This window comes from Rodentibacter ratti (assembly GCF_002000485.1).
GTDB classification, from domain to species: Bacteria; Pseudomonadota; Gammaproteobacteria; order Enterobacterales; family Pasteurellaceae; genus Rodentibacter; species Rodentibacter ratti.
The window spans coordinates 1-16,461 of record NZ_MLAJ01000001.1 but is presented as its reverse complement, the minus strand read 5'-3'; the positions used below and the strand labels follow the sequence as shown (position 1 = coordinate 16,461).

12 protein-coding genes and 4 tRNA genes are annotated in these 16,461 nt (G+C 39.8%); 9 read left to right on the top strand and 7 right to left on the bottom strand.

Features of this window, described 5'->3' with window-relative positions:
* Positions 1 to 6 precede the first annotated feature (6 nt).
* The 3 genes from thiP to bioB are packed head-to-tail and all read left to right on the top strand — an operon-like array spanning position 7 to position 3,264.
* Positions 7 to 1,617 (top strand): thiamine/thiamine pyrophosphate ABC transporter permease ThiP, encoded by a 1,611-nt coding sequence (gene thiP, locus BKG94_RS00080; RefSeq protein ID WP_077433014.1) that lies wholly within the window; start codon positions 7 to 9, stop codon positions 1,615 to 1,617.
* Positions 1,610 to 2,239 (top strand): thiamine ABC transporter ATP-binding protein, encoded by a 630-nt coding sequence (gene thiQ, locus BKG94_RS00075; protein WP_077433012.1) that lies wholly within the window; start codon positions 1,610 to 1,612, stop codon positions 2,237 to 2,239. The genes thiP and thiQ overlap by 8 nt, the downstream gene beginning before the upstream one ends.
* 8 nt (positions 2,240 to 2,247) lie before the next feature.
* Entirely contained in the window at positions 2,248 to 3,264 is a 1,017-nt protein-coding gene (gene bioB / locus BKG94_RS00070; RefSeq protein ID WP_077433010.1) for a biotin synthase BioB, read from the top strand.
* Positions 3,265 to 3,372: 108 nt separating this feature from the next.
* Here bioB and putP read toward each other — a convergent pair whose 3' ends face one another.
* The 5 genes from putP to BKG94_RS00045 all read right to left on the bottom strand — a co-directional run bounded on the left by putP (position 3,373) and on the right by BKG94_RS00045 (position 11,225).
* On the bottom strand, positions 3,373 to 4,863 hold the full coding sequence (gene putP, locus BKG94_RS00065) for a sodium/proline symporter PutP (protein WP_077433008.1): 1,491 nt from the start codon (positions 4,861 to 4,863) through the stop codon (positions 3,373 to 3,375).
* A gap of 166 nt (positions 4,864 to 5,029) precedes the next feature.
* Positions 5,030 to 8,482, bottom strand: coding sequence for a bifunctional proline dehydrogenase/L-glutamate gamma-semialdehyde dehydrogenase PutA (gene putA / locus BKG94_RS00060; protein WP_077433006.1), 3,453 nt, complete (start codon positions 8,480 to 8,482; stop codon positions 5,030 to 5,032).
* Positions 8,483 to 8,659: 177 nt separating this feature from the next.
* Positions 8,660 to 8,983, bottom strand: a complete 324-nt coding sequence (trxA, locus tag BKG94_RS00055) for a thioredoxin TrxA (RefSeq protein ID WP_077433004.1) — start codon at positions 8,981 to 8,983, stop codon at positions 8,660 to 8,662.
* 117 nt (positions 8,984 to 9,100) lie between these two features.
* Positions 9,101 to 10,096 carry a 2-hydroxyacid dehydrogenase gene (locus tag BKG94_RS00050; protein WP_077433002.1) on the bottom strand — a complete coding sequence of 332 codons (996 nt, stop codon included), beginning with the start codon at positions 10,094 to 10,096 and terminating at the stop codon, positions 9,101 to 9,103.
* 16 nt (positions 10,097 to 10,112) lie between these two features.
* Positions 10,113 to 11,225, bottom strand: a complete 1,113-nt coding sequence (locus BKG94_RS00045) for a methionine biosynthesis PLP-dependent protein (protein ID WP_077433000.1) — start codon at positions 11,223 to 11,225, stop codon at positions 10,113 to 10,115.
* Positions 11,226 to 11,470: 245 nt separating this feature from the next.
* Between BKG94_RS00045 and BKG94_RS00040 the strand changes: the two genes are divergently transcribed.
* The 4 genes from BKG94_RS00040 to BKG94_RS00025 all read left to right on the top strand — a co-directional run bounded on the left by BKG94_RS00040 (position 11,471) and on the right by BKG94_RS00025 (position 11,871).
* A tRNA-Gly gene (locus BKG94_RS00040) sits at positions 11,471 to 11,546 on the top strand.
* Between the two features lie 6 nt (positions 11,547 to 11,552).
* A tRNA-Cys gene (locus BKG94_RS00035) sits at positions 11,553 to 11,626 on the top strand.
* Between the two features lie 30 nt (positions 11,627 to 11,656).
* Positions 11,657 to 11,743, top strand: a tRNA-Leu gene (locus BKG94_RS00030).
* Between the two features lie 52 nt (positions 11,744 to 11,795).
* A tRNA-Lys gene (locus tag BKG94_RS00025) sits at positions 11,796 to 11,871 on the top strand.
* A gap of 378 nt (positions 11,872 to 12,249) precedes the next feature.
* Here the strand turns inward: BKG94_RS00025 and pgsA are convergent.
* Together pgsA and BKG94_RS00015 are read right to left on the bottom strand one after the other, a co-directional pair.
* A complete protein-coding gene (gene pgsA / locus BKG94_RS00020) occupies positions 12,250 to 12,810 on the bottom strand; it encodes a CDP-diacylglycerol--glycerol-3-phosphate 3-phosphatidyltransferase (RefSeq protein ID WP_077432998.1) in 561 nt (186 codons plus the stop codon).
* A 103-nt stretch (positions 12,811 to 12,913) separates the two neighbouring features.
* Positions 12,914 to 13,516 carry a peroxiredoxin C gene (locus tag BKG94_RS00015; RefSeq protein WP_077432996.1) on the bottom strand — a complete coding sequence of 201 codons (603 nt, stop codon included), beginning with the start codon at positions 13,514 to 13,516 and terminating at the stop codon, positions 12,914 to 12,916.
* A 139-nt stretch (positions 13,517 to 13,655) separates the two neighbouring features.
* On the opposite strand from BKG94_RS00015, the gene metC reads away from it, so the two are divergent.
* Complete coding sequence (gene metC / locus BKG94_RS00010; protein ID WP_077432994.1) at positions 13,656 to 14,846, top strand: cystathionine beta-lyase; 1,191 nt, start codon at positions 13,656 to 13,658, stop codon at positions 14,844 to 14,846.
* A gap of 114 nt (positions 14,847 to 14,960) precedes the next feature.
* A complete protein-coding gene (mpl, locus tag BKG94_RS00005) occupies positions 14,961 to 16,316 on the top strand; it encodes a UDP-N-acetylmuramate:L-alanyl-gamma-D-glutamyl-meso-diaminopimelate ligase (RefSeq protein ID WP_077432992.1) in 1,356 nt (451 codons plus the stop codon).
* Positions 16,317 to 16,461 lie beyond the last annotated feature (145 nt).

Here is a 16,461-nt window from a genome sequence, read left to right as displayed (position 1 = left end):
TACAGAATGATATCGCTGTTTTTTCATCCGCATTTCCGTCCTCGTCATTATATTGGCGGAAGTGCGGTCATTTTTTTCATTGTTTTGCTTTATACCACATCGCTTTCTGCAGTATTTTCTGTTGGTGGAAATTATTCTTGGGAAGCGTTCAAGCAAGACGATTATTTACACCAGGTTGTCTTTTTTAGTTTCGGACAAGCCTTTTTATCGGCGCTACTTTCCGTGCTGATCGGCGCATTGTTTGGCCGTGCGCTTTTTTATCAATCTTTCTTAGGGAAACACCTTATACAGCGCTTACTTTCCCTGACTTTTGTATTGCCGGCTCTGTTGGCGATCTTTGGCTTACTCGGAATTTATGGCACGACGGGCTGGTTAAGCCAACTCATGCAATGGTTGGGGATTCATTGGAAACCGACCATTTATGGACTGAACGGCATATTAATTGCACATCTATTTTTTAATATTCCCCTTGCGGCGAGGGTAACACTGCAAGCCTTGCAAGCGATTCCCGTAGAACAACATCAATTAGCCGCACAATTAAATATTAAAAGTTGGCAATTTTTTCGTTTAATTGAAATACCTTATCTTAAAAACTCGATTTTGCCGACTTTTGTGCTTATTTTTATGCTGTGTTTTACCAGTTTTACTATCGTGCTTTCTCTTGGCGGAGGTCCACAAAATAGCACTTTGGAAGTCGCTATTTATCAAGCTATTTTCTTTGAATTTGATTTTCCTAAAGCTGCTTTGTTTGCCTTGATTCAATTTGTTTTTTGCTTTGTATTGTTTGGTTTATCCCAAATTTTTGCCAAACCACCGGAAACCAATCTTTCCCAACGCTATATTTGGCAGATGCCCCCTTCAAGTGCGGTCAAAATTTTGAATATTTTTGTGTTGTTTAGCGTATGTTTATTTCTTTTCATGCCATTAGTGAATATTGTCGTGGAAGGTTTGACAGCCCGTGAATGGTTTAGTTTTTGGCAAGATCCCCAATTATGGAAAGCGTTAATCTATTCAATTTCTATGGCACCGATTTCGGGTGCATTAGCGATAGTATTTTCTTTTTTATTACTTTTACTTTCCCGTCAGCTACAATGGCTTCATTTTCCTGTGTTTGCAACACTTATTCAAACCGGCGGCATGATGATTTTAGCGATTCCAACATTAATTCTTGCGGTGGGATTGTTTTTACTTTTGCAGGAAATAGATTTTACTAATATACATTTATTTTTTATTGTCGTACTGTGTAATGCGTTAGCGGCAATGCCTTTTGTGATTCGCATTTTAAATCCCCCAATGATGCAAGAAGCTATGCAGTATTATGAAAAACTATGTTTATCATTAAATCTTATAGGGTGGCAACGTTTTAAATTAATTGAATATCCTTTATTAAAAGCACCGTTAAAATACACGTTTGCTTTGGCGACAACGCTTTCTTTAGGGGATTTTACCGCTATTGCGTTATTTGGTAGCCCGGATTTTACCTCTTTACCACACTTGCTCTATCAACAAATCGGGCAATATCGGAATCAAGAAGCGGCGATCACAGCGTTGATTTTACTTAGCCTGTGCCTTGCATTATTTATGTTTATTGAGCGTAATAGGGGAAACAATGATTAAATTAAAACAAGTGAAATTTAATTATCAATCTATGCCGATGAAATTTGATTTACATATTGCGAGGCAAGAAAAAGTTGCAATTATCGGTGAGAGTGGGGCAGGGAAAAGTACCTTATTAAATTTGATCGCCGGTTTTGATTATGCCAGTGAGGGCGAAATCTGGCTTAACGGTGAAAATCACACAAGAAGCGCACCTTATGAACGCCCTGTTTCGATGTTGTTTCAAGAAAATAATTTGTTCACACATTTGACCGTTGCGGAAAATATTGCATTAGGTTTAAAACCGAATTTGTCTCTTTCAAGAGAAGAGAAAATACGGATTGAACAGGCGGCAAGTGCGGTCAATTTACAGGATTTTTTAACGAGAAAATCAACCGCACTTTCCGGTGGACAAAAACAACGTGTTGCATTGGCACGTTGTTTGTTACGCGATAAACCTATTTTATTATTAGATGAGCCTTTCTCTGCACTTGATCCGCAATTGCGTATGGAAATGTTAAAGTTGATCGACCAGTTATGTAATGAAAAGATGCTAACCTTGCTGCTTGTTACGCACCAGCCGAAAGAATTAGAAGGGCATATTGATCGTATTATTCATATTCATCAAGGACAAAATTTATAGGAAAAATTATGACAACCACACAATCTGTTCAATTAAGTGAAATTACGCCTCATCCCTCAGTGGAGTATTGGTCTGTTTGTAAAGTAGAGGCATTATATGAAACCCCTTTTTTAGAATTGATTTATCGTGCTGCGCAAGTGCATCGTGAACATTTCAATCCGCAGGCAATTCAACTTTCAACATTGATGTCTATAAAAACCGGTGGTTGTCCGGAAGATTGTGGTTATTGTCCGCAATCAGCACGTTACCAAACCGGTGTGCAAAATCAGCAATTATTGGATGTAGATGAAGTTATTGCCAAAGCCAAAATCGCAAAATCCCGTGGTGCAGGGCGATTTTGTATGGGGGCGGCATGGCGAGGGCCAAAACCTAAAGATATGGAAAAAGTAACGCAAATTATTAAGGCAGTAAAAGATCTTGGCTTAGAGACTTGTGGTACTTTTGGATTGTTGCAAGATGGAATGGCAGAAGAATTGAAAGAGGCAGGGTTAGATTATTATAATCATAATCTCGATACTGCTCCGGAAAATTATCATGAGGTCATCAGTACACGTCGTTTTGATGATCGCTTAAGTACCCTAGGTAAAGTGCGTAAAGCGGGTTTAAAAGTTTGTTGTGGTGGTATTGTGGGGATGAATGAAACCCGTAAAGAACGAGCCGGACTGATTGCCAGCCTTGCAAATTTAGATCCTCAACCTGAATCGGTTCCCATTAATCAATTAGTCAAAGTAGAGGGGACTCCTCTTGCGGAGGCTGAAGATTTGGACTGGACGGAATTTGTTCGTACTATTGCTGTTGCAAGAATTACCATGCCAAAAAGTTATGTTCGCTTATCGGCAGGACGTCAAGGTATGACAGAAGAAATGCAGGCGATGTGTTTTATGGCTGGCGCCAATTCTATTTTCTATGGTGATAAATTGCTTGTTACCGGTAACCCGGAAGAAGATGGTGATCAATTACTTATGGCAAAACTCGACCTTGAACCGGAAACAGAAGAAAATCGGAAAGTTCTTGAGATAGAATAGCGATTATAAAAAAGTGCGGTTAATTTTAACCGCACTTTGAGTTTTTAGTATTACGTAGCAGTTGCACAAACCTGAATTTGTTTATTTAGTGATAATCCTCGTTTTTAGTTATTTTCTGGATTCGAATTCCGCTAATGCTTCGTCAAATTGTTCGGCAACAAGTGGATGCACAGGAGCGAATACAGAGGAGCTGAGCGTAATAAATGAGCAAACTAAGAAACCCGGGATAATTTCATAAAGTTGAGATAAATCATCCCAGCCTAAGAATTTCATTAATGGACTCCAAATAACAACGGTTACTGCACCTGATAACATTCCCCATAATGCTGCTTTAGAACTAATATTACGATTAAAGAGTGAGAGAATGACGACAGGGCCGAATGCCGCACCGAAGCCTGCCCAAGCATAAGATACCAATCCCATTACTTTAGAGTTCGGATCTTGAGCGATGATAATGGCCACGACAGAAATGACTAATACCATTAATCGACCAACCCATACTAATTCTTGGCTCGATGCATTTTTACGGAAAAAACCTTTGTAGAAATCTTCAGTAATTGCGGCTGAACACATTAATAATTGAGCTGAAAGTGTACTCATCACTGCCGCTAAAATTGCAGATAATACAACGCCAACAACCCACGGATTAAACATGACTTTTGAAAGCTCAATAAAGATAGATTCTGCATTCTCGAGAGGGATATTTTGGTGAGTGAAATAAGCTAAACCGAAGTACCCTACCGATACTGCCCCTCCCAGACAGAGGAACATCCACACAATACCGATTGTACGTGCTTTATTAAGTGCTGACACAGAATCTGCCGCCATGAAACGGGCCAAAATGTGTGGTTGTCCAAAATAGCCTAACCCCCAAGCAAGAGCAGAAATAACGCCAATTCCCGATACATTGTGTAACCAGTTGCTATATGGAATGTTTGTTGCAGCAGATTTAGCCTCTAATGCTGCGTTGATTTCGTCCCATCCAATATTGACGAATGCCATCACCGGCGCAAGAATGAGTGCAAAAATCATTAAAGAGGCTTGGATAGTATCACTCCAAGACACGGCTAAGTAACCACCGATAAAGGTATAAGCAATTGTTGCGATTGCACCTAACCAAAGGGCAGTGTAATAATCTAATCCAAGTAAACTTTGGAACAATTTTGCGCCTGCGACGACACCGGAAGCACAGTAAATTGTGAAGAAAAATAAAATAATGGAAGATGAAATGATTTTTAACGTTTTCTTTTGACGTGGGAATCGTTGGGCGAAGAATTCCGGTAAAGTAAGAGCATTATTATATTTTTCAGTGAAAATACGTAAACGACCTGCGACAATTTTGTAGTTTAGAAATGCGCCGACGGTTAGTCCAACAGCAATCCATGCTTCGGATAAGCCAGAGAGGTAAATTGCACCTGGCAATCCCATTAAGAGCCAACCTGACATATCGGAAGCTCCGGCGGACATTGCGGTTACGAAACTTCCCATTTTTCGTCCGCCAAGTATGTAATCGTCAAAGTTTTGAGTGGAACGATAAGCATACAAACCGATGCCTAAAATTACCAATAAATACAAGCCGAATGTGATGTAAATCTGCATAGCTTTACTCCTGTTATAAGGTACTAGTCCATGTAGGGGATTTATTCTGTCATTTTAGATATAACTTATTGTGACTGAATCAACCCCATTCTACAAAGGGCGTTATTGTCGCTTGTTAATCATAAAAAGAAAACAAAGATTGTGATTTTTTTACAGACTTTTTAAATCAATGTTCCTCTGCTGCCATTAATGATGTATTTCCGCCTGCTGCCGTTGTGTTATAGCTACGGGAGAATTCATCGTATAAAGGTAATAAATCTTGTGTTGTACGCCAGTCGAAACATTTAAAAATCGCTTTACTGTTTTCAGCTAACCATAGGCGGCGTTGTGTATCAAGTGCGGTTAAATAGATACCTTTTTGGCAATATCCGAGTTTAGTATCAACTCGAATGCCGGTTTGCTGACTTTGGGCAAGCGGGTGACTTGGCTCTACCAGAACACTGAAACCGGCTGATAATAATTTTTCTGCCGCAGCTTGAGAAGCAGATAAATCGCCATTAAGGATTGCGACCTCACAAGGTAAATAAGCAAGGCTGTTATGTTCGCCGGTAATACTTTCCAATACCGGTTTAGATTGTGGGAGACTGTTTTCATCACCAAATTGACTGTAATAATTTGGTGTACGGGTTAAGCGTTGCAGATAAAATTCTCCTCCTGCTTTAGGTCCTGTGCCGGATAAACCATGCCCGCCGAATGGTTGTACTCCCACGACAGCCCCCACGATATTTCGGTTAATATAGAAATTGCCGCAATTGAGGTGTTTTTCCACGAAATTCATTTGTTTACTAATTCGGCTGTGGCAGCCCCCGGTGAGGGCATAGCCTTTTTTGTTTACCTCATCAAGTACGGTAACGAGTTCATCTTTGCGATAACGAATGATGTGAAGAATTGGGCCGAATACTTCTCTTTGTAGTTGATTGAGATTGTCCAATAGATAAATGGATGGGGCGATAAAATGTCCGCCTTCCAGCACATCCAGTTCAGTATAAGATAGCGCTACCTTACGCATATTAGCTTGATGATTGAGTAAGTTTTGTTTTGCCTCTTCGTCAATGACTGGACCAATATCTGTTTCAAGTAAACGAGGATCACCAAGACTTAATTCTTTCATGGCTTCGCTAATCATTCGATAGTATTGATCGGCAATTTCTTCCTGTAATAACAGAATCCGGAGAGCAGAGCAGCGTTGACCGGCTGAGTCAAAAGCGGAACTTAATACATCTGCTACCACTTGCTCCGGTAGAGCGGAGCTATCGACTACCAGTACATTTTGCCCGCCTGTTTCCGCAATCAAAACAGGATCATTATCGGCAACGGCTAAACGTTTTTCGATAAGTTTTGCCACTTCAGTTGAACCGGTGAATACTACTCCGTCAAATGGTTGTTGAACGAGTGCCGCACCAAGATCACCTGCGCCTAATACAAGTTGTAAAGTTTCTGTTGGAACGCCGGCTTGGTGCAGTAATTTTACTGCAGCATAAGCAATGAGTGAGGTTTGTTCTGCCGGTTTGGCAATCACCGCATTACCGGCTGTGAGAGAAGCGGCAATTTGACCGGTAAAGATTGCTAATGGGAAATTCCAAGGGGAAATACAAAGCACTTTGCCACGAGCTTCACCAAGTCTATCGATAGCGGCTAAATGTTCGAGTTGGTTGGCATAATAACGGAGAAAATCAACGGCTTCCCGAAGTTCTGCAATGGCATTTGTTAATGTTTTACCTGCTTCAATCATTGCTAATTTCATCAATAATCCATGATTTTCTTCATAGAGATCAGCCGCTTTACGTAAAACATTGGCTTTTTCAACCGCACTTTGTGTGTTCCAGTTTAGGTTGTTGGCGGCTGAAAATACGGTTTGTGCTTGATCAATTTCTAAGAAACGTATTTCTCCCACTGTTTCTGCTAGTTTGGCAGGATTTTTCACATGCTGTATGGCTTGTTGAGTCGGATTGGTCAGCACAGTAATTGATTCTGCATTTTCAATTTGTGCATTATTTAAGGCTTGCTCAAGTTTTCCCAATACCAGCTCATTGGTTAAGTCAAAACCGGCAGAATTAAGACGATCGCGAAATAATTCAAGGGGTTTACGTACCAGTTTATTTGGTTCGCCATTGGATTTACTGTAAAGTTTCCACGGCGGTGTGACTAACTGAGAAACAGGAATGCTTTCATCCACTAATTGATGGACAAAGGAGGAGTTGGCTCCATTTTCAAGTAAACGGCGGACAAGATAAGCAAGCAAGGTTTCATGAGTACCGACAGGCGTATAAACCCGTACTTGTTGGTTGAAGTTTTCATTACCCACGATATTATCGTAAAGATTTTCACCCATACCGTATAAGCACTGAAACTCAAATTTTTTTCCTTGTCCGAGTTCATAAATGGTACACATTGTTAGCACGTTATGAGTAGCAAACTGGGGGTAAATGACATCCTGTGCAGCCAACAATTTTTTGGCGCAAGCAACATAGGCAATATCAGTATGATTTTTACGGGTGAAAAGTGGGAAATCATCTAAACCGTCAGTTTGTGCCCATTTGATTTCACTATCCCAGTAAGCACCTTTGACTAGTCGTATCATCAAATAATGTTGTTTTTCACGGGCAAGATTGATCAAGTAATCTAAAACATAAGGGCAGCGTTTGGAGTAGCTTTGCACAACAAAACCAATACCTTTATAGTCTTTGAGTTCCGGCTCATCAAGTAATTTTTCGATTAAATCCAGAGAGAGTTCGAGGCGATTGGCTTCTTCTGCATCAATATTCACACTAATGTTGTATTTTTGTGCTGTTAAGAAGAGTTGTTTTACTCGAGGATAAAGCTCATTCATTGTGCGATCATATTTGGCTCGATTATATTTAGGATGAATAGCGGAAAGTTTCACTGAAATACTATTACCATTGTAAATATTTCGATCAACGGCATTTTTTCCGACTTCTTCAATGGCATGTAAATAATCGTTGAAGTAACGATCCGCATCGGTCGCAGTCATAGCCGCTTCGCCCAGCATATCGAATGAAAAGGTAAATCCTTTTTGGTAGCGGGGTTGGATATGTTTCAGCGCTTCATGTATATTTATGCCTGCGACAAATTGTTTCCCTATAATCTGCATAGACTTCACCATGATTTGACGCATGACCGGTGCAGCAAAACGGGAAAAGAGATTTTTTAGGTTGTTATTGAGTTGGGTTTCTGTAAGATTCTCACTAACTTTTCTTCCGAACATCAAGCCATAACTGGCGGCATTAATGAAAAAAGATTTTGAATTGCCTAGGTGAGATTGCCAATTACCATCTTGTAATTTTTCGTAGATGAGGTCATCACGGGTTTTATCATCAGGGATACGTAGTAAGGCTTCTGCCAAGCACATCAATGCCACACCTTCCTCTGAACTTAGCGAAAACTCTTCCATCAACGCGTCTGCACCATATTGTTTTTGTTTAATATGACGTAATTTATTAATGAGCTTGGTCGCATGATCCGTAATACGTTTTTCTTGTTCTTCAGTTAAATCAAGTGTTTCCATTAGCTGATCAACCGCCGTTTTTTCGTCAAGACGATAATTTTCTGTAATGATTCGACGTGCGGGAGAGTAAGTTTTAGAGAGTGAAATAGACATTTGATAATCCTTTGTTTCAGTTGTGTTACAAGATTATTTATTAAAAGTAAGTCTATTTGAACAAAATGTAAACAAGAGCTTTTTAGATTTGTGAGTAATATCACAGAAAAAATGTGGATTAGAAAAGAATATAAAAAAATCCTCTTATTTGAGGTAAATAAGAGGATTTAGGAATGATTAAAGATGTTGGTTGATGAAGTTAGCTAACGGACCTTTTGGTAAAGCGCCGACTTGTGTTGCAACAACCTCACCATTTTTCATTAAAAGTAAAGTAGGGATACTGCGTACACCGAATTGACCGGCAACAAGTTGATTTTCATCAACATTGATTTTTACGATTTTTGCTTTTCCGGCAAATTCCGGGGCAAGCTCATCCAATACCGGTGCAATCATTTTGCAAGGACCACACCATGGTGCCCAAAAATCAACTAATACCGGGATATCAGAACGTAATACATCTGCTTCAAATGTCGCATCGGTTGTGTGTAATACTTGGCTCATTTTTATTTCCTTTGTTGTGAATAATGCCTTTATGTAAGGGCATATTGTTAAATTACAAGTGCGGTCAGAATAACACGAGTTTTTTTAAAGTACAGTTATTAATTTAATTACTCAAAACTAAGAGGGGAAAACCAAATTTTCGCAAGGTTTACCTGATTTTAGTTTATATACATTGGCAAGTGTAATATCTGCAATACTGGTTAAAGCTTCTTCCGTTAAGAATGCCTGATGACCGGTAAGGAGTACATTATGGCACGAAGAAAGACGGCGGAATACATCATCTTGAATAACTTCATTAGATTTATCTTCAAAGAATAAATCGCGTTCATTTTCATAGACATCCATACCCAATGCACCTATTTTACGCTGTTTGAGGGCATCAATTGCTGCAGGCGTGTCAATCAGAGAGCCTCGGCTTGTATTTATGATCATGACGCCATCTTTCATCTTTGCAAAGGCTTCACGATTGAGCAAATGATAATTTTCCGGCGTAGCGGGACAATGTAAAGTAATCACATGAGATTTTTCATAGAGCTCGTCAAGTTCAACATATTTTGCACCAAGCTCCTCAGCAACAGGGTTTTTAAAAGGATCATAAGCAAGAATATGCATACCAAATCCTTTTAAAATACGCATAACGGCAATCCCAATTTTACCTGTACCTATCACGCCCACTGTTCGTCCGTGCATATTAAATCCAATAAGCCCTTCTAAAGAAAAATTGGCTTCACGGGTGCGCTGATAAGCACGATGAATTCGGCGATTAAGTGTCATCATTAAGCCGACGGTATGTTCTGCCACGGCTTCAGGGGAATAAGCCGGCACACGAACGACTTGAAGTCCAAGATCTTGTGCAGCCTTCAAATCCACGTTATTGAAACCGGCACAACGCAAAGCAATGGTTTTTACGCCAAGTGCGGCTAATTTTTCCAACACTTTTCGACTCCCGTCATCATTGACAAAAATACAAACCACCTCACAATGTTCTGCCAGACGGGCTGTGCTTTCATTCAACATGAAGTCGAAAAATTCAAGATCAAAACCGTATTTTGCATTGATTAATTCAAAGTATTTACGGTCATAGTTCTTTGTGCTGTAAACTGCAATTTTCATCTTGCCTCCAAGAGGGTTATTTCAAATGAAAAAATGCCTGAAGTAAATCCGCTTTGATGTCTTCTACATTTTCGATACCCACTGAAAAACGTAATAAAGTATTCGTGATACCGCGAGCTACACGTTCTGTTTCTGGAATGTCCATGTGGGTTTGAGTTGCCGGATAAGTGATAAAACTTTCAGTTCCACCAAGGCTTTCCGCAAAGGTGATGAGCTTGATGGATTTTAAAAAAGTATTGATCCAATTTTCATCTTTTAAACGGAAAGAAAGCATTCCCCCCTTGTTTGGATAAAGAACGGAATCAACCTGCGGTTGGGATTTTAAAAATTCAGCGATGGCTTGCGCATTTTCTTGGTGGCGTTTCATACGTAGAGAGAGGGTTTTCATTCCACGAACCGTCAACCATGAGTCAAAAGGCGAAAGCACTGCACCGGCGCCATTTTGAATATAAGCGATACGTTCACAAAGTTCTTGACCTTTTGCCACGATCAGACCAACAAGCACATCATTATGACCGGCAATATATTTAGTACCGCTGTGAATAACAATATCTGCCCCTAAATCCAGCGGGCGGGAAAGTACGGGGGTTAAGAAAGTATTATCGACGATCAACATTAATTGATGTTTTTTGGCGAGTTTCGCAATTTCCGCTACATCGCATTCTTCCATTAGTGGATTAGACGGCGTTTCGATAAAAATCGCTTTGGTATTGGGAGTAATGGCTGCTTCAATCTCCTCAGCAGAAGCGGTATTGACATAAACGGGTTTTACACTATTGTTATTTTTGTAAGAAAAATCTAAAAGACGGTAAGTTCCGCCATAAACATCGCTGGAAACAATCCACTCATCCGGCGCAGTAAAAAGGCTCATTAGCACTTGGATTGCCGCCATGCCCGATGAAAATGCAAAACCCTGATCACCGTTTTCTAATTGGGCGATAGTGTTTTCTAACACTGAGCGGGTTGGATTTTTTGTGCGAGTATAATCAAATCCAGTACTCTCACCAATGCCATGATGCCCGTATGCCGTAGAAAGAAAAATTGGCGTAGAAACTGCACCGGTACGTTCATCGCTGCGATTACCGGCTTGAGCAAGTAGGGTATCAATTGTATATTGTTGTGTTGTCATAATATCCTCGAAAATAATTTAAAAAGTGACCGCACTTTTTATGAAAAAAGAATGAAAGCATTTTGGCATAAAGCCTACAGTGATAAAAGAAGAAATTAAGAGATAGCAGTAAATTTCATTTTTTCATCATTTATTGTAAATAATTTAAACGAAATGCAGTTTTTTTAGACGGTTAAGATTTTTTTTAAGATCTATGATTGACAGCGTTTAAAATTTCCGTAAAATGCGCACCACTAACAGCGAATGCGGGAATAGCTCAGTTGGTAGAGCACGACCTTGCCAAGGTCGGGGTCGCGAGTTCGAGCCTCGTTTCCCGCTCCAATTACTGGCGTGTTAGCAAAGCGGTTATGCACTGGATTGCAAATCCATGTAGCTCGGTTCGACTCCGGGACACGCCTCCATAATACGCTATAAGTTAGTTAGATTAGTTTGCCCGAGTGGTGGAATCGGTAGACACAAGGGATTTAAAATCCCTCGCCTTTCGAGGCGTGCCAGTTCAAGTCTGGCTTCGGGCACCATCTAATAGCTGCTAACTATTCGCTGAAAAACTTCTTTAATATCCTATTCTTAGGGTCGTTAGCTCAGTCGGTAGAGCAGCGGACTTTTAATCCGTTGGTCGAAGGTTCGAATCCTTCACGACCCACCATCTATTTATCTTCAACTCTCTATTGTAAAAGTCTAATAGTCCTTAACTTTTTTGATTTTGGTGATTAGGTGAGGAACTATGAGTTTCTTTCTCTATTTAAAAAATGTATATCGTTATCGTTGTCTGTACTTACTATAGTATAGGTACTGTTCGGTAAATGCTCGAAAAGCAAATTGAACTCAGATAGTGAACATTGGCAAAACAGTTGTTTTCGAGCTGATAAACTCACCAAGAATAGTAAAGAAGGGGAGTTAACCCTTGAGGCGGCAAATGTAAATCCAAAATGAGGGTAACCCACAATAGTCCATTACAGCCAAAATGAATTATTTATCTATGAATTACTAGAAAAAAATTTATTTTAATAAAAAGTCCAATGAATTATTTATTTTCTAATTCATCCAATACATTTTCTTTTGCTGCATTTAAATATTGAATCATTGACCAAACCGTTAAAATAGCCGCTACATAAAGTAAAATGATTGCTAAAATCTCCATATAAATATTATAACGCCATAATAAACCGCCTAGGGCAAGCATTTGGGAAGTGGTTTTAACTTTTCCTAACCAAGAAACGGCTACTTTGTTTCGTTCGCCTAATTCAGCCATCCATTCACGCAAGGCTGAGATGATAATTTCACGGGAAATCATAATAATTGCCGGAATTGTGATCCAAAATGTGTGCTGATTTTCCACAATGAGGACAAGTGCGGCGACCACCATGACTTTATCCGCTACCGGATCTAAAAATGCACCAAAACGGGTGGTTTGTTTCCATTTGCGGGCAAGGTAGCCATCAAGCCAGTCAGTGACTCCCGCAATAAAGAAAATAAGAGTCGTGATAAAGGGGGCCGATTCAATAGGTAAATAAAATGTGATCACAAAAAAAGGGATCAGAATGACACGAAAAATTGTCAGGAAAATAGGAATATTAAATCTCATAGAAAATTAACCGCACTTTGGTTATGGATAGAGCTATTCTAAAGGATCTCTAAATATAAAAAAAGCCACATAATGTGGCTTTATTATAAAGGTTTAGTAAAGATTATAGTTTGTCAGCATTTTGTTTTAAATACTTAGCCACACCATCAGGGCTGTTTTCCATACCTTCTTTACCTTTTTCCCATTGTGCAGGACAAACATCACCATGTTCTTCATGGAATTGTAAGGCATCAACCATACGTAGCATTTCATCAATATTACGACCTAACGGAAGATCATTAACGATTTGGTGGCGAACAATACCGTCTTTGTCAATTAAGAATGAAGCACGTAATGCCACACCTTCAATTGGATGTTCAATACCATAGGCTCGGGCGATTTCGTGTTTAATATCTGCCGCTAATACATATTTTACCGGGCCTATACCACCATTTTCAGTTGGAGTATTACGCCATGCATTGTGGGTAAATTCAGAGTCAATTGATACACCAACCACTTCAACGCCACGTTTTTTGAACTCTTCATAACGGTGATCGAATGCGATTAATTCGGAAGGACATACGAAAGTGAAATCTAATGGATAGAAGAAAATTACCGCTGCTTTTCCTTCAACATGTTTTTTGAAGTTAAAATTATCAACAATTTCACCATTGCCTAAAACTGCAGATGAAGTAAAATCTGGAGCTTGGCGAGTTACTAATACCATAGTCATTATCCCCTTTAATAAAAGTTAATAAAAATTTGCTGATGCAAAAATGCACCTACATATTGTAGAAGATTTGACCGCACTTTTACAGCTGTTTTTATTTGTATTAAATTGATATTGTCTAAGTAAGGTGAAATTTATGGCAAAAAATCATTCATTATCAACGACACTTATTCATGCCGGACGCAATAGACGTTTTACCCAAGGCGCAGTGAACCCGGTGATTCAACGGGCATCTTCACTTGTTTTTGACACCATTTCGGATAAAAAACACTGCACCAAAAATCGTTATAAAGGTGAATTGTTTTATGGTCGTCGGGGTACGCTCACACATTTTGCACTGCAAGATTTAATGTGTGAAATGGAAGGTGGGGCAGGGTGTTATCTTTATCCTTGCGGTGCGGCTGCGGTGACGAATGCGATTTTGTCTTTTGTGAAAAGTGGTGATCATATTTTGATGAGTGGTGCTGCCTATGAGCCGACACAAGATTTCTGCAATATTATTTTAAAAAAGATGCAGATTGATACCACCTATTATGATCCTTTGATTGGTGGGAATATTGCACAATTAATTCAACCGAATACTAAAGTGCTTTTTTTAGAATCTCCGAGTTCGATCACGATGGAAGTACCGGATATTCCGGCTATTGTAAATGCGGTCCGTGCGGTAAACCCTGAAATTGTGATTATGATTGATAACACTTGGGGGGGCGGTGTGCTGTTCAAAGCCTTAGAGTATGGCATTGATATTTCTATTCAGGCGGGCACGAAATATTTGGTGGGGCATTCGGATGTGATGATAGGCACTGCAGTGGCAAATGAGCGTACCTGGGATCAGCTACGTGAGCATTCGTATTTAATGGGGCAAATGGTCGATGCGGATTCGGCTTATACTACGGCAAGAGGAATTCGCACTTTAGCGGTGCGACTAAAACAGCATTATGAAAGCAGCATCAAAATCGCAAAATGGTTGAGCGAACAGCCACAAGTGAAAGCCGTTTATCATCCGGCTTTGCCAAGTTGCCCGGGACATGAATTTTTCCAACGTGATTTTAATGGCGCGAGCGGTTTATTTTCCTTTGAATTAACTCAACGTTTAACGGATGAACAAGTTGCCCAATTTATGGATCATTTCAAACTATTCACTATGGCATATTCATGGGGGGGCTTTGAATCCTTAATTTTATGCAATCAACCGGAAGAAATTGCCAAAATTCGCCCGAATATCACAAGAAAACTGACGGGCTCGTTAATTCGTGTACATATTGGTTTTGAAGAGGTTGATGAGCTTATCGCTGATTTAAAAGCCGGATTTGAACGAATCGCTTAATGTTTTTTTCCATCATACAAACTTTCAAAGGGCTTAATAAAATAAGCCCTTGTTTACTCATTCTTTGAGTTGATCTATCATATTTTCCGTTTTTTAGTACAGTAAGAGAACATAATGAAACATATTCATATTTTAGGCATTTGCGGCACATTTATGGGCGGCGTAGCGATGATCGCTAAACAAATGGGCTATAAAGTGACCGGTTCGGATACCAATGTTTATCCGCCTATGAGCACCTTTTTACAAGAACAAGGCATTGATATTATTCCCAATTATGATGTGGAACAACTCCAACCGACACCGGATATGGTGATTATCGGAAATGCGCTAAAACGTGGTAATCCTTGCGTGGAGTATGTACTGGAAAATCGTTTACCTTATACTTCCGGTCCGCAATGGTTGCATGATAATTTATTAAGAAATCGTTGGGTCTTGGCGGTTTCCGGTACGCATGGCAAAACGACTACAACCGGTATGCTGACTTGGATCTTAGAACAAAACGGTTTGAAACCCGGTTTTTTAATTGGTGGTATTGCCGGTAATTTTGGGACTTCCGCCCGTTTAGGAGAAAGCAATTTCTTTGTGATTGAGGCAGATGAATATGATACGGCGTTTTTTGATAAACGTTCTAAATTTGTGCATTACAATCCTAAAACCTTAATTATCAATAATATCAGCTTTGACCATGCGGATATTTTTGATGATCTGAAAGCGATTCAACGCCAGTTCCATCATATGATTCGTACTATTCCGGCAAGTGGGCGTATTCTTTCTTTTGCCGATGAACAAAGCGTAAAAGACACTTTAGCTATGGGCTCTTGGTCTGAGCAACAATTTATCGGGGAAGATAAGGAATGGTTTGCAGAACGTATCACAACGGATGCTTCTCATTTTGCGGTATTCCATCATGGCAAAAAAGTCTCTGAAGTGAAATGGAATGTGGTCGGTGTGCATAATATGCATAATGCATTAATGGCAATAGCCGCCGCATATCATGCAGGTGTTTCGGTAGAAAAAGCTTGTGAAGCCTTAGGCTCTTTTATTAATGCAAAACGTCGCCTAGAAGTGAAAGGTGAAGTGAAGGGGATCACCGTTTATGATGACTTTGCTCATCACCCCGAAGCGATTTTAGCTACTTTAACAGCGTTGCGTGATAAAGTCGGTGGAGGGGTTCGAATTCTTGCGGTATTAGAACCCCGATCAAATACCATGAAAATGGGCGTGCATAAAGATGAAATTGCTCCAGCGCTAGGGCGGGCCGATGTGGTCTTTATGCTACAGCCGGATAATATCCCTTGGGAAGTGGCTGAAATTGCTGCGCAATGTGTGCAACCGGCATATTGGACAGCCAATCTTGATAAATTAGTGGATATGATCGTGGCGGAAGCACAACCTACGGATCATATTTTGGTAATGTCAAATGGGAGTTTTGGCGGTATTCATCAAAAGATTTTAGATAAACTAAAATAATTTTTCGATTAAAGTGCGGTTGGAAAATGATGGGTTTTTCCGGTATTATGTAGCAGCTGCACAAAGATTTAACCGATTAAAAGTCTTACAATCCCCATTGAAATTTTAACTCAATGGGGATTTTATTATGTCAGAAACCTACCTT